We start from the raw sequence: 18,839 nt of genomic DNA on the forward strand, positions 1-18,839 counted from the left end.
GCCATCTTCGGCATGAGCCTCACCATGGTGGTGGTCTTCATCGGGTTCGGGCTACTCATCGGGACCCTCTTCGGGTTCTTCGGGATGGGTGGGTCGTTCCTCGTGACACCCGCGTTGCTCGTCATGGGCTATCCATCGACGGTGGCTGTAGGGAGCGGCCTCGCGTTCGTCTTCGGGACGAGCGTTATCGGTGCGCTGCGCCACCGTGACCACGGCCAGGTCGACTACAAGCTCGCGGTAATCATGACGGTCGCGATGACCCTCGGCATCGAGGGTGGGAAGAGTGTCGTGTTCTTTCTGGAGGCCACTGGGATGGCTGATCTCATCATCAACGTCGCCTACGTCGGGCTTCTCGCCGCTGTTGGGTTGCTCACGCTACGGGACGCATGGTCCGATGAGGAGACCACCGAAGCCAGTAATGACCTTGCAGATCGAGTCCAGTCGATCCACATTCCGCCGATGGTGACGTTACGTGGGGGTGTCCGCGTCTCTGCGACGATCATCTTCGCGGTTGGACTCGTTATTGGAGTCCTCTCAGGGTTCCTCGGCGTTGGCGGTGGGTTCCTCCTGATGCCGGCGATGATGTACGGACTCGGTGTCCCTGCCGCTATTGCTGTCGGGACCGACATCCTCCAGATCACGATCTCAGGGGCGTTCGGCGCATTCACGTACGCACAGTCTGGGTCTGTTGCGATACCTGTCGTCGCCTTCTTGCTCATCGGAAGTGCGCTCGGCGCACGCATCGGGGCGGGGGCGACAAATCTCGTCGATGAAGACGAAATCAAGGGATACTTCGCTGCGATGCTGCTCGCCGGGAGTGTTGCAGTCGCCTCAAACAAGATCGGGACGGTTTACGGTATTGACTTTCTCAATACTGTGAGTACCGTGCTCATCTTCGGGGCTGCGCTCCTCGTCAGCAGTGCTGTTGTCCTCGCTGCTGTCTGTCGACTCCGGAACGACGAGACTGGAACGTGGTGTCGACTCACCACGTCATAGATCGGTACAGTATTGTACCAACTAAACAAACACTTTTGAGGCTGTATCTCCTATCTTCTGTTAGTAATGGCTGACTCAATGAGCGAGATGCTCCGGAAGGACATGCAGTGTGAGGGGCTGCTGGAGTGTTTCCACGATCTCAAGGAGATTGATAAGGACATCTTCCAGCTGCTTCAAGACCACCAGGAACCACTCACCGTCGACGAAATCGCCGAACAGATTGACCGTGAACGGTCAACTGCGTATCGTAGCGTTCAGCGCCTGCTCCAGGCCGGCTTCATCCAGAAGGAACAGGTGAACTACGAACAGGGTGGCTACTACCACGTCTACCATCCTCGCGACGCTGAGGAGATCACGAACGAGATGCAGCGAACGCTCAATGACTGGTACGCGAAAATGGGCCAGCTCATCGGTGAGTTCGAAGAGAAATACGGGAACGAACCGCAGCCTGCCACACCGGCTGAGAGCTAAATCGGTGTTTCACAATTGAGTTATAGCCCTGAGATGGGTGAGGATACATCAGGACGAGTGATTCAAGCTTAGATAGTGTGAACGATCAAAGCCCGGGCATCTCGCTCTGACTGTTACTAAACGGCGTTTCGGAAGAACGAGACGATTCGGTACAGGACGGCTTCATTGAATCCGCAGAGGGCGACGGGATTCACTGTTTCACGGCTTGTTCGACGTTGTAGACTGCGGCGGCGAGCACAATTTCACGAAACTGGCAATACCACGCTCGCGCTCGGACGGCGGAGCCGTACGAGCGCTTGATTACCGAGTTCACGGTCTCACACACCGACCGCTGGTTGCAGAGGTCATCGTCGATCCGGGCGTTGTGCGCGTGGTCGTACGGTGCGAAGACGCGGTGCTTGATCAGCGGTCGAACGCCTTCTGCGCGAAGTTCCTCGCGGAAACTCATATCGTCGTAGCCCTTGTCGGCGGCGAGGCTCCGCAGGTCGCCTGCGTTCCGCAGAGCGACCTGCGGGCCGACATTCGATCCGTTGGGCCACTTCGCACTACAATGAACGTCGATAACCGCGCCCTGCGCGGTATCGACGAGAAACGTGGCTTGAACGGTCTGTACCTCACGGTCACACCGCTTGAGGTAATGGTTCGACGCCTGCCGGCGGTCGAAGTAGGTGGCGTCGATAGCGGCGTGACCGGATTGGTCGAGCAGCTCCGACGAGAGTCGGAGCAGCTCTCGCCAGATGCACATCGGTGCCCGGTCAAACGACTTGCAGAGCGCGGATGGGCCGGGGAACCCGCCGCGCTCGAGAACGAGCGCGGCTCGCACTCGCTCCATTTCCTCGGCCCAGTCGAGGACTTCTTGGAGCGTTGCGTCCATGTGAAGCCGGAGAAAATGGAGGACGGCGTGCTTCCAGCCGGCAACGCCGTTGCCAGCTGGATGGCTGATCTGCATCAGCGCCGCATCAGTAAGTTTTCGTGCTATCGAGACAGCTTGTGTAACGAAGCGGAAGAGTACCTTTTGCACAACTGTACTCTCCCGCTTCACTTCCAACGTTCTAACGACTCATCCCGACGCTGTCTGCGGATTCAATAGAGCCGTTATATCCAGAATGAATGCTATCAAGAAAACGCTATTCACGATCGCACCGTCGACGGGTATCTCGAACATTGGCTTGATACTGACCCACGGTTCGAGAACGCCAGACAAATCGCAGAGAGTCCCGTTCGGGGATCAGCACATGTACAGCCCCCCGGATCGATGAGTACTGATTCGTTCATGGCGATCGGTGATACTGTCCCGTCGGTTGATCCTGTCTGGGGAGAGGGAATCTACAAGTGTATGAAATCAGCTCGCGCAGCTGCAATGAAAGGCGACCGCTGTCTGACGCGGACGAAAAACACCTCTGCTGAGGAGATGGGAGTCTACGACGACCTCTGGAACGAGCAAGTTGCTCCCAGACAAGACCGACGATTGATGATGACGAGGTTGCTATACCTTGCACCAAACGAACGGGACGACCGACTCATGCAAGATTTGAACAAGCTCTCTCGAGATACCCTTTCAGATATTAACGATGGAATCAAGTGGAAAATTATGAAGCTATTGTATCCTAGTGATTTATCTCTCCTCTTGAACTATTGGCGAGAAACAAAGTCCGAAATTGCCGCTTATCTCAACTAACCACAACCCTTGTATTGATGAAACTAGATCCTATCAAATCCGGACTAACTGATCTCTCGGGAGACTTCACCCAAATATATCAGCTAGTGGTACCACTCGAGAATTAATGTCGAGGACACAGCTTCAGCGGGCCAAAGCAGGCGAAATCACTCCCGCGATGGAACGAGTTGCCAAGCGTGAAAACTGTAAGCCAGAATTTGTTCGACAGCAAGTTGCTGCCGGATTCGCAGTTATTCCAAGTAATCAGGCTCACGATTCGCTGGATCCGATGATCATTGGACGTGAGTTTTCCACGAAGGTCAACGCGAACATCGGTAATAGCGATACAACGAGCGACATCGACGGCGAGCTCCAGAAACTCCACACGGCAGTCCATTACGGTGCGGATACGGTCATGGACCTCTCGACCGGTGACAATCTTGATGCGATTCGCACGGCCAACATTGAGTATTCTCCCGTCCCCGTCGGAACGGTTCCGATCTATGAGGCGATTAAACATGTCGACAACCCTGCCGACATCACTCATGAGCTGTTGCTTGATATCATCGAGAAACAGGCCGAGCAGGGCGTCGATTATATGACGGTTCACGCTGGCGTTCTGATGGAACATCTCCCGCTAACAGACGGTCGCAAGACCGGTATCGTGTCTCGGGGCGGGTCGATTCTCGCCCAGTGGATCCAAGAGAACGGTATGCAGAACCCGCTATACACAAAATTCGAGGATATCTGCCAGATCTTCACGGAACACGACGTGACGTTCTCATTGGGCGATGGCCTCCGCCCCGGTTGTCTTGCAGATGCGAGCGACGAAGCCCAGTTCGCCGAACTCGACACACTCGGTGAACTGACGCGGACCGCATGGGACCATGGTGTCCAAGTCATGGTTGAAGGCCCCGGACACGTCCCGATGAACGAGATTGCCGATAACGTCGAACGCCAACAGGACGTCTGTGACGGTGCACCCTTCTACGTTCTCGGCCCGCTAGTCACTGATGTCGCACCAGGTTACGATCACATCACGAGCGCGATCGGTGCAACTGAAGCTGCTCGTGCCGGGGCAGCGATGTTGTGCTATGTAACTCCCAAAGAGCACCTCGGTCTCCCTGCGGAAGAAGACGTAAGAGATGGGCTTGCCGCCTACCGAATTGCGGCCCACGCAGCAGATGTCGCAAACGATCTACCGGGTGCACGTGATTGGGATGATGCGCTCTCTGAAGCTCGCTATGAGTTCGACTGGCGCAAGCAGTTCCAGCTCGCACTGGATCCTGAACGGGCCCAGGCCTACCATGACCAAACATTACCCGGCGATAATTACAAGGAGGCCCGCTTCTGCTCGATGTGCGGTGTCGAGTTCTGCTCGATGCGGATTGATCAAGATGCACGAGCGGCGGACGGTGAGATGTCGTCGATTGACGACGAGACAGACCTCGATACGTCGTCCGCTGCAGGAGTCAATTTACCGCCCGTTGGTACGCATGATACGAGTGGCGTCCCCGATGAGATTGAAATCAATGGTGTCACATTCACTCCTGAAGAATCACACGCCGATGATTAATCTTTTGTAGCGCTACTGAAATCATATTGGTCAAATTCCCGGGCGGCTACCGGTCCCGGGAGGCTGCGCGCTCCGGGACATCTCCCCGACGTTACTGTCGCTCATCGGCGTGGAGAAACCCGCGGTGATGACGGGGAAGTCCCTGCTCGACGGCTAGTGCGCCGATGCGTCGGAGACGGCGTTCAGGACGACGATGCCAGCGACGACGAGCGCCATTCCGAGGACGCCTGCGGGGTTCAGCGATTCGTTGACGGCGATGGCGCCGACAAGCACCGTGGGAACAGTACGAACCGGAACTAGCGGCGTTCAGAGGAACACTGCCGAGCAACATCCACGTACGGATGCTCGTCGCCGCCGGAACCGGTCCGCGAAGCGTACGCGGGCCGTGAGGTCATCGCCGTCCGGGTGACGGCTGGCCTCGCGACAACCTTCGATGCGGTGGACGGCGAGCGCCTCGGCGCGGTCGAACTCCGTAAGGACGCGCCACTCGACCGGCCCCGCGGACTGTTCGAGCGCGAGTGGGAGCAGGCCGACCCGCTGGACAGTCACGCGACCGACGTGGAGAACGAGTAGTCGAGACTGGGCGCGGAGTGCGTCAGCGATCCCATCGAGATGACGTCCACGCCCGTCGCGGCATACGCGGGGACGTCCTCGACGGTGATGCTGCCACTGGCTTCCGCGAGCGCGGCGCCGTCCAGCAGGTCGACCGCGCGCTTGGTCTCGGCGGGGGTCATGTTATCCAGTAGGACGATGTCCGCGCCGGCGTCGGCAGCCTGGGGGGCGTCCGCGGGCGATTCGACTTCGACTTCGAGTTTTGTGGCGAACGATTTTCGCTCACGGAAATGCCGAATCGCCGATTCGAGTCCCATCTCGGCGACGTGGTTGTCCTTCACCATGACCATGTGCGAGAGATCGAGGCGGTGGGTGTCGCCGCCGCCCGCGACCACCGCGCGCTTCTCGACGCCGCGCATGCCGGGCGTCGTCTTCCGGGTGGCCGCGATTTCAACCGCGTCGCTGACTTCGCGGGCGGCGTCCACGGCGCGCCGCGTCTTCGTCGCCACGCCGGACGCGTGCCCCGCGACGTTGACCGCGACGCGCTCCGCGCGCAGGACGCTCTGTGCGTCGCCTGTGGCTTGGAGGGCTGCGTCCCCGGGTTCGACGCGGTCGCCGGAGCTCACCACCGCGTCCGCGTCGCAGCCGAGGTAATCGAACACTGCGACTGCGGCGTCGAGACCGGCCGCGACGCCTGCCTCCTTCGCGATGAGGCGGCCCTCGGTGCTGCCGGGCACGTCGTTGGTCACGTCGTGGTGCCCGAGGTCCTCGCGGAGCCAGCGCTCCACGTCCGCGTCAGTGACCGGCATCCGGGGCCTCCGTGAGGTGGTGGCAGCCGACGCTCTCGGTGTGCTCCCGGGCCTGTCGCACAATCAGCAGTCCGACAACGGCGGCGTTCCGCAGTTCGTAGAGGTCGCGGGCAGTGCGCGTGCGGACGTACGCATCGACCTCTCCCTTCAGCCGGCGGAGCACGCCCTGCGCGCGTTCCAGGTCGTTGTGGGTGCGGCGCAAGCCGACATACTCGTCCATCAGGCGGCGCAGCCGCCGGAACTTGTCGTCGGCAAACCCGGCGGGCAGGTCGGGGTCGCGATCAAGCAGTTCCGGCGGCTCGATTTCCACCGGACCCCTGCCGACCGCAGCTTCGCCCGCACGCCGCCCCCAGACGAGGCCTTCGAGCAGGCTCGTGGACGCGAGCCGATTGGCGCCGTGGACGCCGGTATGGGCGCACTCGCCGACCGCGAACAGCCGGTCGAGGCTCGCGCGCCCCTCGGTGTCGACTGTGACGCCCCCGCAGAGGAAGTGCTCGCAGGGCGCAACCGAGATCCCGGCCTCCCAGTCAACGCTGCGCTCCTCACACGTGGTGGCGAGGTCCGGGAACTCACTCGCGAAGTCCAGCGGCGATACGTCGAGGACCACCTCATCAGTCTCCTCGCGTTCGGCTTCAACGGCGCGCGCGACAACGTCGCGGGGCGCGAGTTCGGCGTCCTCGTGGTAGTCGGGCATGAAGCGCTCGCCGTCCGCGTTCCGCAGGACTGCACCCTCACCCCGCACTGCTTCGGAGACGAGGAACGGGTCCTCGTCGTCGTACGCGGTCGGGTGGAACTGCACGTACTCCATGTCGGTCACGTCGGCGCCGGCGAGGGCGGCCATCGCGACGCCGTCGCCGGTCGACCCGGCGGGGTTCGTGGAGCGACGGAAGAGGCTGCCGACGCCGCCCGTCGCGAGGACGGTCGTACCCGCGAACACGGGGGTGCCAGTCGTCGACTCCTCGCCAGTCTCGGGGTCGCGGTCGAGCAGCGCGCCCGCCACGAGCCCCTCGTCGGTAATCAAATCGAGCGCGGCGGTGTCCTCCAGCATCTCGACCTGGTCGTGGTTGTCGAGGTGTGCGAGGAACGGCCGGAGGATGTGCTGGCCGGTGCTGGCGTCCACGTGCAGGATGCGGTCCTCCGAGTGCGCGGCCTCCTGCGCGTAGTCGAAGCCGTCGCCGTCCTCGTCGAAGGGTACGTCGAGCGTGTCCACGAGCACGTCCTCGACGGCATCGGCGGCGTCGTTCACGAGTACGTCCACGGCCTCGGGGTCGGCTTCGCCGGCGCTCGCGTCGAGGATATCCTGCTTGAGTTGGTCGGGGCCGCCTCGGGTGGTAGCGATGCCGCCCTGCGCCCAGTCTGAACTCGCGTGCTCGGGGCGCTCGGCCTTCGTCGCGACGAGCACGTCGGCGCCCTCGCGGGCGGCGGCAAGTGCCGCGGCGCAGCCAGCGATGCCGGAGCCGACGACGAGCACGTCTGGGGTCTGGTGCTCCATCGTCATACTTCCAGCATGCGGTCGAGCGCGACCTGTGCGAGTTCCTTCTCCTCGGGCGCCACCTCGATGACGTTCCGCTCGCGGCCCGCGACCAGTTCTTCGAGCACCCACGTCAGGTAGTTCGGGTCAATCTGCCGCATCGCGTTGCAGTCCATGCAGGCGTCGCCGCAGAGTGGTAACACCTCCACCTCGGGGTGCCAGCGGTCGAGGTGCTTCGCGAGGTGGATTTCGGTGCCAATGGCCCACGTTTCGCCGGGCTCGGCGTCCTCGACGGTCTGCGTGATAGTGGACGTGGACCCGACCACGTCGGCGGCCTCGACGACCTCACGGCGGCACTCGGGGTGGACGACGACGTTCGCGTCAGGCCGGCGCTCGCGGAGATCGGCGACGTGCTCGGCGGTGAAGCGCTCGTGGACTTGGCAGTAGCCGTCCCAGAGGATAATGTCGGCGTCTGCGACCTCGTCAGCGTCCTTCCCCTCGGGGTCCCACGGGTCCCACTCCGCCGTCGAGTCTGCCAACCCGAGGCGGTGGGCGGTATTCTCGCCGAGGTGCTTGTCCGGCAGGAACAGCACCTTGTCGCCGCGCTCGAACGCCCACTCGAACGCGTCGGCGGCGTTCGAGGACGTGCACACCAGCCCGCCCTGCTCGGCGCAGAACGCCTTCAGGTCGGCGTAGCTGTTCATGTACGTGATGGGGATGATGGTCTGGTCGGGCGCGGCGGCCGTAATCTCGGCCCACGCCGCGTCCACTTGCAGGGCTTCGGCCATCCCCGCCATCGGACACGAGGCCTCCATTGAGGGCAGGATGACGGACTGGCTGTCGTCCGTGATGATGTCCGCGCTCTCGGCCATGAACGTTACGCCGCCGAAAATCACGTAGTCGGCGTCGGCGTTCGCGGCCTCCTTCGAGAGTTGGTAGGAATCCCCGATGAAGTCCGCGTGCTCGACAATTTCGCGACGCTGGTAGTTGTGGCCGAGGACCACGACGTCGTTGCCGAGTTCCTCGCGCGCGGCCTCGATGCGCCTCGTCCGCGCGTTCTCGGTCAAATTCCGGTACTCCGACGGTAGCTGTTCGAGGTTGTCGTACTTGAAGAGACTAAGGTCCGTCTCGAACGACGCGGTATCCATTTCTGTCACGTGGAGGTCACCGTAGTATTCCAGACTTCGGATAGGCATTATGAAAAGATTTTGTGTTCAACACGGCTCGCCGGCGAGTTATAGTCTCTAAACCGGCGGGCTCCACTAGTCCATCGCCACGGTGTTTTCGGTGGCCGGCTCCCCGGGTTGGTGAGCACGGATTCCGAGGTCCGCCAACGCGAGCAGGCCGCCGACGAGTGCAACCGCCGCCAGCGGCTGCGTCGCGTCCGCCACCTCCCCGACGCCGACCTGGGCCGGCATGCGTTCCTGCACCGGCACCAACGCCACCGCCGACAACACGGTCGCGCGCCCGGCGGTCCCCGCGCGCTCGTTCACGTACGTGTCCCGGAAGAAGCTGGTCGCGCCGAGGACGGTGCGGCGCGTGAAGCATGCCGGGACCGCCAGCAGCGGGACAGGAACGACAGCGCGTACACCGCGCCGAGACCGACCGGCGCGTGCCGGTGTATCCAGCGCTCCGCCCCCACCTGCTCCCGGATGGCGCCGGACTTGGACGTCATGACGGTTGATACCGCTGTGAACCCAGCGTACAGCACGCCGAGCAGGGGCGTCACCCGCCCCCGCAGGAGGTCCGCGGACGCCGGCTGGATGTACACGCTGATGGTCCACCCGAGCGCGACCAGGGCGCCGGTCGCGGGGGCGAACCACCTGAGCGCCGGATGGTCGGCGGCGTCCCGGGCCACTCCCAGGGCCTCCGGGGCGTCGATCGCCTCGTAGGTTTCGCTCGCGGGGATCATCGCAGCTTGCAGTGTCGCCATGTCTGGACTTCACGGGGTCGCCCCCGCACCCCTGTCGGGGGCGATAAACCGACGCGAGAGGTGCCTCCCGAGGTGTGGCCGACGACGCCAGTTAGGAGTCTGCGTGGGCGTCCGCCCCGGCTCCGTCGCCCGGCCGCGTGAGAAGGCTCACCTCTTCCAGGAGGTCTCTCGCGGTCTCGACTCGCTCTCGATCCGCGTCGTCTAATCGGCCGACGTCGAGTCGGTTGAGATTGCTGAGTATACGATGCATCCGGTAGCCCTGTTTGAACTCTTGCTTCATCGGAAGCGCCTCACCGCTCGCCGGCGCGGAAAGACGCCCCATCGAGACTGGCGTCGGGCTTGCAGGAAATCACGGCCTTAACCAACGAACCTCGACAGTAGTCCCAGACTGTTGGTTAATCGACGCTCAGCATTGGGGCTACTCGAGACTGGGGCCGTAGCGAGCCGAACCACACACCGGACACTCCCAGATCGGTTGCCCCGTCCACGCTTCATCCGGGACCGACTCGTAGGTGTTGAACCGATGGTCGATCGCCCGTCCACAGGTTTGACACTCGAGGTCCTGCCTCGTCGGTATCGACGACTCTTGCCGATCAGCCCCAGCTTCGCCGGCGGATTCGGTCAGCGCTATCGCTGGAACCAGCCACACCGCGTCGTCGGCATCGTCGAGGACCGCGTCGAGACGCGACGCGTCGCGGATGCCGTCCCCACGCTGGTCGTAGAGCCGCGTCGGGGCCTGCTCCTGACGCTCCGACGCTTCCTGCCCGTGCCACCCAGTCCGGTCACGGGCGACACTGAGAAGCCGCTCTTCCTCCTCTGACGCCACCTGTACCGCGTCGGGAAGTGAGGGCCATTGCTCGGCCAGCTGGCGCGCCGGCGCCTCGTCGAGATCGTAGATGAGCGTGTAGTCGTCGACGGCCGGCTCCGCCTCGTTGGCAGAGAGGAGGTTCGCCGCGGCGCCGCCCTTCGCGACGGCGCCGTAGAACGTGGTCGACTCGACGACCAGGTGGACGATGCCGAGGAACGTCGTCGACGCTGTCTCGTTCGTGCTAGTGGCGTCACTTCCGAGATGGTTAGTGAGACAGAACCGGCATTTCGTCTGGCCGTCTGGGACTGACGCCCCACACGACTTGCACTCGCCATCGGCGGCCGTCGGCACATCAGGGTAGCCACTAGAGCTCGTCGCGACGCGGTGCCGCCGGGGGGCACCCTCACAGCCGTCGTCCAGCCTCGTGTCCGGAATGTGGGACGACTCACCGGTCGGCCGCAGTTCCTCAAAGTCAGAATATCGGTTGTGCATTGGTTGGCTCATAGCTTTTGTCGGTTTCGTATTTCAACGTCAGGGCCAGTGTCCGCTCCGTCTCCGGTTTGAGTTGGGCCATAAACTAAGCCATGCGAACATCTTATACTTCATGAGACCGTAGCTGAGAGTAGCAACTGGGTCCCTATGAGCAGTAACGACACCAAGCACGTTCAAACTGAACTGAACGAGGACGAATACGAACGCTTCCGCGAGTTCGCGAGCGAACACGGCCTCTCGCTCAAAGAAGCCGGGCACAAGGCGCTGATCGAGTGGATCGAACGCCAGCAGCAAGCCGACCCAAACGACCCAGCGTTCACCGTCCTTGACGATCTTGAGGACGAGTCCCTTCCGGAGACGGCGGAGACGGACGCTCGCGACGAAGACGATCTCGTCGATGAATGGAACGGAAGCGACCAGTCGTTCACGCTCGCCGAGGACCCGTCCGCACAATCTTGAACTCGGATGGCTGAACCAGTCGAAACCCCGATCGGGACGGTCACAGCCGAGCATTTTCGCCCAGGTCACGTCCGTCATCAGGTCGTCGTCGGTCCGAAGTTCCTGTACGCATTATTCAACCCCCAGGATCAGATGCACGCAGTCTCGCGGGCGTTCATGGCCTTCGTCCGCGACGGTGACCTCCCCTATCGTCGCCTGATCGTCAACGATCACATCGTCGACGAAGCCGCTACGCGGCTGAAAAAACAGGCGTCGATGCGGAACGCGGCGTCGTTCCTGACGACGCTCGACGAAAGCACGCTGTATCAGTTCGAATCCGTCTCCGAGGACGTTTTCGATGACGCGAAAGCGACGTTCGTCGAGTGGACCGACCTGGATGCATCGTTTACCGATTTCGTTGTCGCCGCACACATGGACGAGCTGGCGGTCGATCACATCCTCACCTACGACCGACACTACGATGCGTTCGACGTGACAACGCTTCCGTATCGCAGTCAGAGCTAGCAGTCCCACGCATGTCCGAACCCCCTCGAGATAGTGTCCAGTCGTGGACTGAGTCGATGAGCGCCCGCGACCGTATTCGAGCCGTCGTCGAGACGCTTCGCGAACCCCGGTCGGTCAACTGGATCAGCGAGCAGGCCGATGCCGCCTGGAGCACGACCAACGAGGAACTCAAGGCGCTCGTCGACCAGAGCCAGCTGCGTCGCGTCGAGGCCGGCGAGACGACGCGCTATCAGCCGGACTACACGCGCCTGCTCTTCGAGGAAATCCGTACGCTCATAGCGGATAAAGCACGGAAACCCACCCCTTCAGGTGTGGGAGGAAGCGCGTCAGCTCCGTGTAACAATCCACCGACTACGAGAGGGGCGACCCCCCAGCGTTTTTAACCATCAGTATTACATTTGATGTATGGAGAAGCGGCGAACTGTTCCCGTGAAACTTGACGTGGACAGTGCCGACGCCGCACTCCTCGAAGATACCGTCGACGAGTTCCTGTGGGCTGCTAACTACGTGACACACCACGCGTTTGAGGGTGAATACGTGACGACGAGCAAGACCACTCTCCACAACGACACCTACGAGGGCGTCGAGACACCCGACAAAGACCTCGTCTGGGAGCTTGTCGGCGAAGCCGCGAGTGCCCTGCAAGCGCCCTTCGACGACGTGTTTATCCGGCACTACGACATTCAGTTCACCTTCGACGGCGACGAACTCTTCGAGGCCGAGACGTGCCGCCGCGTCCTCCTCACCGACGCGCTCGTCGACCAGTATGCGACCGACCCTGAGTTCTCGCTGTCGCAGCTTCGTGACGCCGTCCTTGCGGCTGACGACATCGACGACGAAATCACGCCCGTCGCCTGGGGCGAGTGTCGCGACTACAGCCAGACCGACGACGCCGCGATCGTCGTCGGTGGGGCGGCGGCCGCGCCGGGTGCGAGCGCGAGTGCAGCCAGCTGTGCCGGGGCTGGAGCTGGGCCGGCGGCGGGGCGGTGCGTGTTGACCGACCCGGCTACGTGAGAAACAAGAGGAAGTATCCAAGCAGTAGTCCTATGACCCCGATAAGGACGCCCGCGATCGACGTTTTCGCCATTCGACCGACCGTCGCTATCGGTGAGCCATCGGAGACGACGATCGGATCGAGTCCTGCTCCGTCAGGCGTGATGTGGCCGACCACCGTGACGTCCGCGCCGACTGCAGCGCGCTGTTCACTGTATCGCCGCGTCCCCAGTGAGAGCGCACGGGCGAGCGGAGCGAGAAATCCGGGTGAGTGCTGCCACCGCGTCGACGCTGGGATCGCCTCATGGTCGCGTTCGAAGGTGGTAATTCGTTCGGTCGGTTCGGCAGTAGCACGCGTCGTCTCGACGACGTGAGACGAGAGCGCGACTGTCCGCACGGGCTCATCGACAGACACGGAACCACTCTCCGTTAGAACGGTGAACGGAACGGCTGCTGTCGCCTCGTGAACCGTCACGTACCACGGGAATAGATAGAGGAAGGAGAGCCGACGTTCCTCGATCTGATACCGGAGCGCGACGCAGTCGACGCCACTGAATGGAGCAACGAGGACATCATCATCATCATCATCATCGCTTGCAGCGACGGTGCCGGCGACTCGAACGAGTGCGTTGGGAGAGACGCCATCGAGCGTCTCACGGTCTGTCGCGCGAAGGATGGCGGTGGCTCGCCAGATGTACCGCGCGCTCACGAGGAGAACGATTCCGCCGACGAGGAGCATCGCACCGCCGAAAAACGTCGTCACAGACAGACCATCTGGGAGGGCCATGCACGTGACACGTATTGTCTAAGAACAGGGCTTGGTTCTGTCGGTCTTTTCCCTGGAGATTCATTCTGATTGGGCGAGAATGTATAATCCGGACAGTTCCACGACGGTCGGCTACTCGCTTGGGGCGTAGTACTTATTGACAGTTCGAGCTAGTGGCCACGTATGGTCCCCGGTTTCGCTCGGACCGCCCGTGAGCGACTGACGATCAGACACGTCCTCTCGATACTTGCGTTTCTCGCCATCTTCTACGGTGTGACGCGGGACGTCGACACGCTCGGTGCGATCGTGCTTGCCCTCGGGCTGGGTGAAACGGTCGAGATCTTGAGAGACACTCCCTCGGTCGACAACCGGTGGGTTCACGCCGGCATTGGTGTCTTTGTTGCCGTCGGGAGTCTAGCGTGGTTCGCATACGAACTCACTATTGCGGCCGCCACTGGTGGGCCGGCGTGGTTCCCTGGTCTGACGTTTCTGGCTGGCGTCTGGATTCTGCTCGATGCGCGCCGGGATTTCCTCGAGGAGCCAACGCACGAGTCACATTCGGATTTGGGGACGAGCGAAATGATGCTGATACTCAACCACGCACATCTCGTCGTCGACGAACTCCAGGCGGGACCGAAAACAGTTCCAGAACTCGCTGAGGGATGTGATCTCACGGAATCCCGCGTCCGCGATGTCCTCGAATTCGCTACGGACGACGGGATGATCTGCCGAGTCAGTGACCAGGAAGGCAGTCCAGCAAGGTATGCGCTCGACGAGTCGAACGTCGGTGGCGTCGCGTTCGTTCGCTCGAACGGCAAACGCATCCTGCGACGGTTGGCGCGCCCGTTCCGCCGATAAGGCCCGATCCTGCGGCACAGCCGCCCCGGGGACTCCGGATCGACGGCGGGCGCCCCCGTCAGGATACGGTGTGACCTAGAACAGCAGCCTGATCCATCAGGCGTGCGTCTCGATCAGCGATTCGACCTCGTCACGAACCGTCTCGAGATCCGTCGACCGGATCGTCGTCCGAGCTTTGCGTTCGTCGGTTTCCGCCATCTCACTGAGGAGGCCACCCCGACGGTCGATTTCGACGAACAGCTCCAGTTCGTCGGGACCTGGCTGGGCGATGAGTTCGACTTCGTCGAGGCTGTCACGGAATCGGCCGGAACTTGCGCGGAACTCGAACTCCTGAGTCAACCGCCTCGGGGTCAAGCCCCGAGGCTTGGCTGTTCCACCGAGAATAGTGTCGAAGTAATAGGGTTTCAACAGAGCCAATATTTTAGGTTGTATGACACATTGGCCTATCTACATTTATCGTCTCAAGAGTTGTTCTTGACGTATGGAAACTTAATTACGCATGTATCTGGCAGGGACTCTCGCTGCATTAGCTGCATTTCTCTTCGTTTCGCTGGCTTTCTTAGGCCAATTCAACTTCGTCCATGGCGGGGTATTCCTCGTGTTCTTTAACGTGGTAATGGTCGTCTTCGCGAACTTCATGACCTGGGCCGAATCTCTCGAATCCAGCTAACTGGCCTCTCCGAAGAACGCGTGATCCAGATTTTGAGGATTTCGATAGAACCAGGTTCTACCGTCGGTCTGGGTGGTTTTCCGTGGAGTTATCTTGCTGACTGTGAGATGTGGAGATAGTGTCTGAAACAGGTCCTCGACAGTCCCTCCACGCGTACAGTTTGCTCGCGCTCGTTGTGCTTGTCGCGTTCGCTGGCTGCAGCGGTCTCGGCGGACAGGCGACGTCGACGCCCGCGGCGACCACGACTACGGCGGATGCAGTGACCGAGTCCGAACTTGCACTCCTGCCGCATGGGCTCAGCGAAGATGGTGTGACAAACGCGACGCTTCTGGCCGAGCGACACGAGACGAATGTCGTCGGGATGCCCGGGAAAATCGTGATGCGGACCAATGCGTCCTTGCTGGATCGGACGGTACACGCGAACACGACGGCGACGGCGACGGCGAACCTCACGGAGGTCGCCTACGAGTCACAGGGTGTTACGACTGGACCGAATGTGTCGATGACGCGCTCGACGACCATCATGGCGAATGAAACCGCTATCAGGCAACACGTCGTCGTCAACGGAAACACGACACTTGCGAACACACGGAATCTCACCGCGGGGTTTGACCGTGCGCTCCGTGGGCTCACAACCGGCGTGAACCCGCTCCGCGGCATCTTCAAGCGCGGGAACTTCACCGTTACAAACATCACGGAAACCGAGCGTGGTCACGTCATCGTCCTCAAGGCGAACGAGTACACGAGCGGGAAGCTCTACGACGCCGCGAATGTCTCCGACTATCACGCAACCGTCCGCATGACGGCGAACGGCACCGTCCTCAAGGCTAACGAATACATCCAAGGAACGGAAGCCGCTAATCGACGACACTACCGCTTCTCCTTTGAGTTCATTCCTGAATATGTCAACCCGGATCTCCGCGGACTTGAGTAAAACACTGCCGTGTCTACGTACACCTGCGATTGTGCGGGTAGACGCTGTCCTCAACTCTCCGAATTAATCGGGTGGATACACGCCATCTCGTCGTCGGTCACAGTCCTGTCGCCACGTTCGAAATCCTGTAGGAGACCACATCGACGAGGTCGTCCTCCGAATCTTGGACACTACGGTCCCTTTCTTGCCGAGTAGCGGAGCCGTATCAGCTGCCAGATACTGGAGATAGAGAGGCGGGCGGCTCTGTTGAAATCCTATTGGTTCGACACCTTTCCAGCTGAAACAGCCGTTAGTTAGAACTGCAAGTGTATCGGCTGTTTCGGCCACTATTCGGAATGAAGAAACCACGCTATCAACGACAGGTAGTGAAGTGTTGGTCGTCACCCGGAAGTAGGTGAGTTGCCGCCTGCCCGGAGCCAGCGTTCGGCACCGGTAGTGACGGCGTAGAGCGCGGTGTAAGCTGGCCAATAGAGCACGATGAAGGGGAGCGTCAAGCCGTCGGTGGTTCCGACTGTGGGCACGACGACGAGCCAGAATACGGCATCCCAACGAGGACGGCGACTGGTGATACGAGGCCATAGCGGAGGTAGAGATACACAGGGGTGGCCGGAACCAGTACTGCACCGATGAGGAAGAGGCCGACGAAGCCGATGAGGTACCACTGGTCGAATCGGGGCGCGACGTTTCCACCGGTCGCGGCGAGCGCGAGAAACCGAGGAGGGACGCAAGGCCGATAGCCCCAGCAGCCAGGAGTGCGGTGCGGGCGTCAGTCGGGGGTGTAGGGTCGGGCATCTGTCGTCATGACCTGTTGTTTCCTTAATTGTAAATACGTCCCTGTACTGACTGGTTTTGGGATGTTGCTGCCAACGGAGATGTACTGAACCGTGCCTATCGTTCTTCCCCAACGAATCTTACGTCGATCCCGTTCTTTTGGATATGGACGTTATGCTCTGGACTAAGCCCTTCATCGTCTCTCGGGGCCGCGTTCCACACGCTCTGTGGCACGTCAAAGGTTTTCTGAAGATTCACACCGTCTCCACTCACCTCAAGTGTGTTGATGTACGTCGCAGGACGCGAAATAGCAATCACCATGTACTCGCCATTTGAAACCGCTCCCTCGCCCTCCAATACCAGTGCGCCTTCATCCGACTCCCGGTTGACCGTGAGAGAGATATCAACCGGATTCCCAGAATCGTTATACACCTCCACTCCGTGCAAATTTTCGGCAGTTTCCGAGTTCTCACCGAGAACAACTTCAGCAAAGGGCTCTTGCCCGGGGTACGAACGAGCGAAGTCGCTTGTGCGTACTTCAACCGGTATCCCGCCCGTCTTTGTGAACCTAAACTTTGATTCCTTGTCTGACTCTCCTATCGAAGCACAGCCACCAAGAGGGACAGTTAGGGAAAGACCGCTAAGCCGGAGTAACTGACGCCGTTTCATACATCACGCTTCGTGCCAGATGGTAAAAAACGCAGGTAGGCTCAAGGGCCTGTTTTAGGATTTCTAGCTCTGTTGAAACCCTCTCGCCGTCTTGCGATTTTATGAGACGCTAGTTTTTCATTGTGTCCGTAGAATTCGATGAGGAGAACGGCCCTCTACAGTGTCAACTCTAAATCATTTCAACAAAGCCGGAATTCTTCGTACTGTATACAAATCGCGGGGCGAGCGGTACGGTCGAGGACCTTGATGACGAGCTTGAAGACGTACTCGATGAGATGTCGCCACAGAACCGAACGATTACGGTGCGGTTGCTTCAGATCTTCGAGGAGATCATCGAGGAAAAGGAACTGGAGGAGGAAGCGAAGCTCGAAATTTACAAGCAGATTGCTCTGTAGGATCGCTAGACGGCGACGCTACGATTCCGTTATCTTCGTAGAAAGCGAAGAGACAGATTGTTTTGGTATCTGAATTCCGTCTCTTCACCCGTAATTCGGTCGCGAAAGCTAAAAGCGTTGTCGAGAATCCAGGCGAACCCGCCGACCCCGAAGGGGGTGGCGGGTTCGCCGAGTGGGTGATGCTCGCGCTCCAGGCCATTCGTATCGAACTCGGGAAGTCCTATCGCCAGACGATCGACCTTCTGAGCGAGATGCCCGGCATTCTCGAAGAACTCGGCCTCACGCGGCTTCCCCATTTCACCGTTCTCCGTGACTGGTTCGAGACCATTCCGATGGAGACCTACCGAGCGTTTCTCGGCGCATCAGCCGAGAAACGCTCTGGCCACGCCGCAATCGACGCAACTGGCTTCGATCGTGACCAGCCCTCGCGTCACTACGCCCAGCGAGCACACTACCGCGTTCGCTCGCTGAAAGTTACCGCCCTCGTGGACGTGAAAACGCTGTACGTCTTCGACGTTCACTGCACCACCACGAAGAAACACGACGCCAAGATCGGTCCGCAGGTCGCTCGGCGCAACGCCGAGGACCTGCGGTCACTGGCCGCTGACCGCGGCTACGATGGCAAACCGTTCCGTGACGAACTCCGTGAAGACGGCATACGCCCGCTGATCAAACACCGTATCTACTCGTCGCTTGATCTGGCGCACAACGCCCGGATGAACAGCCTCTGGTACAACCGCCGCTGGATGGCTGAACCGTCTTTTCCTCGATCAAGCGCACGCTCGGCTCCGCCGTGCGTGCGCGAAGCTGGCACCTCGAATTCAGAGAGATGGTCCTCAAATGTGCCGTCTACAATCTTCGTCGAGCAGTCAGATATCCGGCAGATTAACCGTAGTCGCTCGGTTTCTGCCCGTTCGGTGACCGAGTGAAAACGTCGAAATCAAGCTCAGTGTAGCGATCCTACAGAGCAGTCTGGAATGCCGTGTTGAATAGATGCTAAGTCACGATTAGAGTGGCTCACAGACCGGTTCTATGTTCGAGATAGCGAACATGAG

General features: G+C 60.7%; 20 protein-coding genes and 3 pseudogenes. 12 read left to right on the top strand and 11 right to left on the bottom strand.

Annotation, left to right across the window (positions count from 1 at the left end; all coding sequences use genetic code 11):
* Positions 1 to 12 precede the first annotated feature (12 nt).
* Together ACQUST_RS14300 and ACQUST_RS14305 are read left to right on the top strand one after the other, a co-directional pair.
* Positions 13 to 996 (top strand): sulfite exporter TauE/SafE family protein, encoded by a 984-nt coding sequence (locus ACQUST_RS14300; protein ID WP_435130080.1) that lies wholly within the window; start codon positions 13 to 15, stop codon positions 994 to 996.
* A 66-nt stretch (positions 997 to 1,062) separates the two neighbouring features.
* On the top strand, positions 1,063 to 1,467 hold the full coding sequence (locus tag ACQUST_RS14305; protein WP_435130020.1) for a helix-turn-helix domain-containing protein: 405 nt from the start codon (positions 1,063 to 1,065) through the stop codon (positions 1,465 to 1,467).
* 190 nt (positions 1,468 to 1,657) lie between these two features.
* On the opposite strand, the gene ACQUST_RS14310 is transcribed toward ACQUST_RS14305, so the two are convergent.
* Entirely contained in the window at positions 1,658 to 2,488 is an 831-nt protein-coding gene (locus tag ACQUST_RS14310) for an IS5 family transposase (RefSeq protein ID WP_435130024.1), read from the bottom strand.
* Between the two features lie 75 nt (positions 2,489 to 2,563).
* Here ACQUST_RS14310 and ACQUST_RS14315 point away from each other — a divergent pair.
* From ACQUST_RS14315 to ACQUST_RS14325, 3 genes and pseudogenes are all read left to right on the top strand, one after another.
* A pseudogene (locus ACQUST_RS14315) lies at positions 2,564 to 3,145 on the top strand (NAD(P)/FAD-dependent oxidoreductase); the annotation flags it as partial.
* 106 nt (positions 3,146 to 3,251) lie between these two features.
* The gene (thiC, locus tag ACQUST_RS14320) at positions 3,252 to 4,700 is read left to right on the top strand and encodes a phosphomethylpyrimidine synthase ThiC (RefSeq protein WP_435130027.1); all 1,449 of its coding nucleotides are present in this window, start codon (positions 3,252 to 3,254) and stop codon (positions 4,698 to 4,700) included.
* A gap of 405 nt (positions 4,701 to 5,105) precedes the next feature.
* Positions 5,106 to 5,273 (top strand): hypothetical protein, encoded by a 168-nt coding sequence (locus ACQUST_RS14325; RefSeq protein WP_435130030.1) that lies wholly within the window; start codon positions 5,106 to 5,108, stop codon positions 5,271 to 5,273.
* On the opposite strand, the gene nadC is transcribed toward ACQUST_RS14325, so the two are convergent.
* The 7 genes from nadC to ACQUST_RS14360 form a co-directional block, all read right to left on the bottom strand.
* A complete protein-coding gene (gene nadC, locus ACQUST_RS14330; RefSeq protein ID WP_435130033.1) occupies positions 5,246 to 6,061 on the bottom strand; it encodes a carboxylating nicotinate-nucleotide diphosphorylase in 816 nt (271 codons plus the stop codon). The two genes, ACQUST_RS14325 and nadC, sit on opposite strands and share 28 nt — an antisense overlap.
* Positions 6,048 to 7,553 (bottom strand): L-aspartate oxidase, encoded by a 1,506-nt coding sequence (locus ACQUST_RS14335; protein ID WP_435130083.1) that lies wholly within the window; start codon positions 7,551 to 7,553, stop codon positions 6,048 to 6,050. Before ACQUST_RS14335 ends, nadC begins: the two co-directional genes overlap by 14 nt.
* A 2-nt stretch (positions 7,554 to 7,555) precedes the next feature.
* Positions 7,556 to 8,680, bottom strand: a complete 1,125-nt coding sequence (gene nadA / locus ACQUST_RS14340) for a quinolinate synthase NadA (RefSeq protein ID WP_435130086.1) — start codon at positions 8,678 to 8,680, stop codon at positions 7,556 to 7,558.
* Between the two features lie 114 nt (positions 8,681 to 8,794).
* Positions 8,795 to 8,968 carry a hypothetical protein gene (locus ACQUST_RS14345; RefSeq protein ID WP_435130036.1) on the bottom strand — a complete coding sequence of 58 codons (174 nt, stop codon included), beginning with the start codon at positions 8,966 to 8,968 and terminating at the stop codon, positions 8,795 to 8,797.
* A 53-nt stretch (positions 8,969 to 9,021) separates the two neighbouring features.
* The gene (locus tag ACQUST_RS14350; RefSeq protein WP_435130039.1) at positions 9,022 to 9,465 is read right to left on the bottom strand and encodes a hypothetical protein; all 444 of its coding nucleotides are present in this window, start codon (positions 9,463 to 9,465) and stop codon (positions 9,022 to 9,024) included.
* Between the two features lie 91 nt (positions 9,466 to 9,556).
* The gene (locus ACQUST_RS14355) at positions 9,557 to 9,745 is read right to left on the bottom strand and encodes a hypothetical protein (protein WP_435130042.1); all 189 of its coding nucleotides are present in this window, start codon (positions 9,743 to 9,745) and stop codon (positions 9,557 to 9,559) included.
* A 138-nt stretch (positions 9,746 to 9,883) separates the two neighbouring features.
* Positions 9,884 to 10,765, bottom strand: coding sequence for a hypothetical protein (locus ACQUST_RS14360; RefSeq protein ID WP_435130089.1), 882 nt, complete (start codon positions 10,763 to 10,765; stop codon positions 9,884 to 9,886).
* 147 nt (positions 10,766 to 10,912) lie between these two features.
* On the opposite strand from ACQUST_RS14360, the gene ACQUST_RS14365 reads away from it, so the two are divergent.
* The 4 genes and pseudogenes from ACQUST_RS14365 to ACQUST_RS14380 all read left to right on the top strand — a co-directional run bounded on the left by ACQUST_RS14365 (position 10,913) and on the right by ACQUST_RS14380 (position 12,742).
* Complete coding sequence (locus tag ACQUST_RS14365; protein WP_435130045.1) at positions 10,913 to 11,224, top strand: hypothetical protein; 312 nt, start codon at positions 10,913 to 10,915, stop codon at positions 11,222 to 11,224.
* A 6-nt stretch (positions 11,225 to 11,230) separates the two neighbouring features.
* On the top strand, positions 11,231 to 11,728 hold the full coding sequence (locus ACQUST_RS14370) for a type II toxin-antitoxin system VapC family toxin (protein ID WP_435130048.1): 498 nt from the start codon (positions 11,231 to 11,233) through the stop codon (positions 11,726 to 11,728).
* A gap of 11 nt (positions 11,729 to 11,739) precedes the next feature.
* Positions 11,740 to 12,024: pseudogene (locus ACQUST_RS14375) on the top strand (DUF7342 family protein); the annotation flags it as partial.
* A 109-nt stretch (positions 12,025 to 12,133) separates the two neighbouring features.
* On the top strand, positions 12,134 to 12,742 hold the full coding sequence (locus tag ACQUST_RS14380) for a hypothetical protein (protein ID WP_435130051.1): 609 nt from the start codon (positions 12,134 to 12,136) through the stop codon (positions 12,740 to 12,742).
* Here the strand turns inward: ACQUST_RS14380 and ACQUST_RS14385 are convergent.
* Positions 12,735 to 13,508, bottom strand: coding sequence for a hypothetical protein (locus ACQUST_RS14385; protein ID WP_435130054.1), 774 nt, complete (start codon positions 13,506 to 13,508; stop codon positions 12,735 to 12,737). The genes ACQUST_RS14380 and ACQUST_RS14385 overlap by 8 nt on opposite strands.
* A 162-nt stretch (positions 13,509 to 13,670) precedes the next feature.
* Between ACQUST_RS14385 and ACQUST_RS14390 the strand changes: the two genes are divergently transcribed.
* Positions 13,671 to 14,345 (top strand): hypothetical protein, encoded by a 675-nt coding sequence (locus ACQUST_RS14390; protein WP_435130057.1) that lies wholly within the window; start codon positions 13,671 to 13,673, stop codon positions 14,343 to 14,345.
* Between the two features lie 96 nt (positions 14,346 to 14,441).
* On the opposite strand, the gene ACQUST_RS14395 is transcribed toward ACQUST_RS14390, so the two are convergent.
* Complete coding sequence (locus tag ACQUST_RS14395) at positions 14,442 to 14,762, bottom strand: sporulation protein (RefSeq protein WP_435130060.1); 321 nt, start codon at positions 14,760 to 14,762, stop codon at positions 14,442 to 14,444.
* Between the two features lie 371 nt (positions 14,763 to 15,133).
* On the opposite strand from ACQUST_RS14395, the gene ACQUST_RS14400 reads away from it, so the two are divergent.
* Positions 15,134 to 15,949, top strand: a complete 816-nt coding sequence (locus ACQUST_RS14400) for a hypothetical protein (RefSeq protein WP_435130062.1) — start codon at positions 15,134 to 15,136, stop codon at positions 15,947 to 15,949.
* 888 nt (positions 15,950 to 16,837) lie between these two features.
* Here ACQUST_RS14400 and ACQUST_RS14405 read toward each other — a convergent pair.
* On the bottom strand, positions 16,838 to 17,389 hold the full coding sequence (locus tag ACQUST_RS14405; RefSeq protein WP_435130065.1) for a hypothetical protein: 552 nt from the start codon (positions 17,387 to 17,389) through the stop codon (positions 16,838 to 16,840).
* A 457-nt stretch (positions 17,390 to 17,846) separates the two neighbouring features.
* On the opposite strand from ACQUST_RS14405, the pseudogene ACQUST_RS14410 reads away from it, so the two are divergent.
* A pseudogene (locus ACQUST_RS14410) lies at positions 17,847 to 18,673 on the top strand (IS5 family transposase).
* The last annotated feature ends 166 nt before the right edge of the window (positions 18,674 to 18,839 follow it).

Origin of the sequence: Halobaculum sp. D14 (assembly GCF_051195135.1) — an archaeon.
Classification (GTDB): Archaea; Halobacteriota; Halobacteria; order Halobacteriales; family Haloferacaceae; genus JBNTKA01.

What these genes read in the sequence shown, in the direction of transcription:
- ACQUST_RS14300 (WP_435130080.1), top strand. Translation starts at nt 13, where the DNA reads ATGAGCCTCACCATGGTGGTGGTCTTCATCGGGTTCGGGCTACTCATC.
- nadA (WP_435130086.1), bottom strand. Translation starts at nt 8,680, where the DNA reads ATGGATACCGCGTCGTTCGAGACGGACCTTAGTCTCTTCAAGTACGAC.
- thiC (WP_435130027.1), top strand. Translation starts at nt 3,252, where the DNA reads ATGTCGAGGACACAGCTTCAGCGGGCCAAAGCAGGCGAAATCACTCCC.
- ACQUST_RS14365 (WP_435130045.1), top strand. Translation starts at nt 10,913, where the DNA reads ATGAGCAGTAACGACACCAAGCACGTTCAAACTGAACTGAACGAGGAC.
- ACQUST_RS14360 (WP_435130089.1), bottom strand. Translation starts at nt 10,765, where the DNA reads ATGCACAACCGATATTCTGACTTTGAGGAACTGCGGCCGACCGGTGAG.
- ACQUST_RS14350 (WP_435130039.1), bottom strand. Translation starts at nt 9,465, where the DNA reads ATGGCGACACTGCAAGCTGCGATGATCCCCGCGAGCGAAACCTACGAG.
- nadC (WP_435130033.1), bottom strand. Translation starts at nt 6,061, where the DNA reads ATGCCGGTCACTGACGCGGACGTGGAGCGCTGGCTCCGCGAGGACCTC.
- ACQUST_RS14355 (WP_435130042.1), bottom strand. Translation starts at nt 9,745, where the DNA reads ATGAAGCAAGAGTTCAAACAGGGCTACCGGATGCATCGTATACTCAGC.
- ACQUST_RS14335 (WP_435130083.1), bottom strand. Translation starts at nt 7,553, where the DNA reads ATGGAGCACCAGACCCCAGACGTGCTCGTCGTCGGCTCCGGCATCGCT.
- ACQUST_RS14305 (WP_435130020.1), top strand. Translation starts at nt 1,063, where the DNA reads ATGGCTGACTCAATGAGCGAGATGCTCCGGAAGGACATGCAGTGTGAG.
- ACQUST_RS14370 (WP_435130048.1), top strand. Translation starts at nt 11,231, where the DNA reads ATGGCTGAACCAGTCGAAACCCCGATCGGGACGGTCACAGCCGAGCAT.
- ACQUST_RS14405 (WP_435130065.1), bottom strand. Translation starts at nt 17,389, where the DNA reads ATGAAACGGCGTCAGTTACTCCGGCTTAGCGGTCTTTCCCTAACTGTC.
- ACQUST_RS14385 (WP_435130054.1), bottom strand. Translation starts at nt 13,508, where the DNA reads ATGGCCCTCCCAGATGGTCTGTCTGTGACGACGTTTTTCGGCGGTGCG.
- ACQUST_RS14390 (WP_435130057.1), top strand. Translation starts at nt 13,671, where the DNA reads ATGGTCCCCGGTTTCGCTCGGACCGCCCGTGAGCGACTGACGATCAGA.
- ACQUST_RS14380 (WP_435130051.1), top strand. Translation starts at nt 12,134, where the DNA reads ATGGAGAAGCGGCGAACTGTTCCCGTGAAACTTGACGTGGACAGTGCC.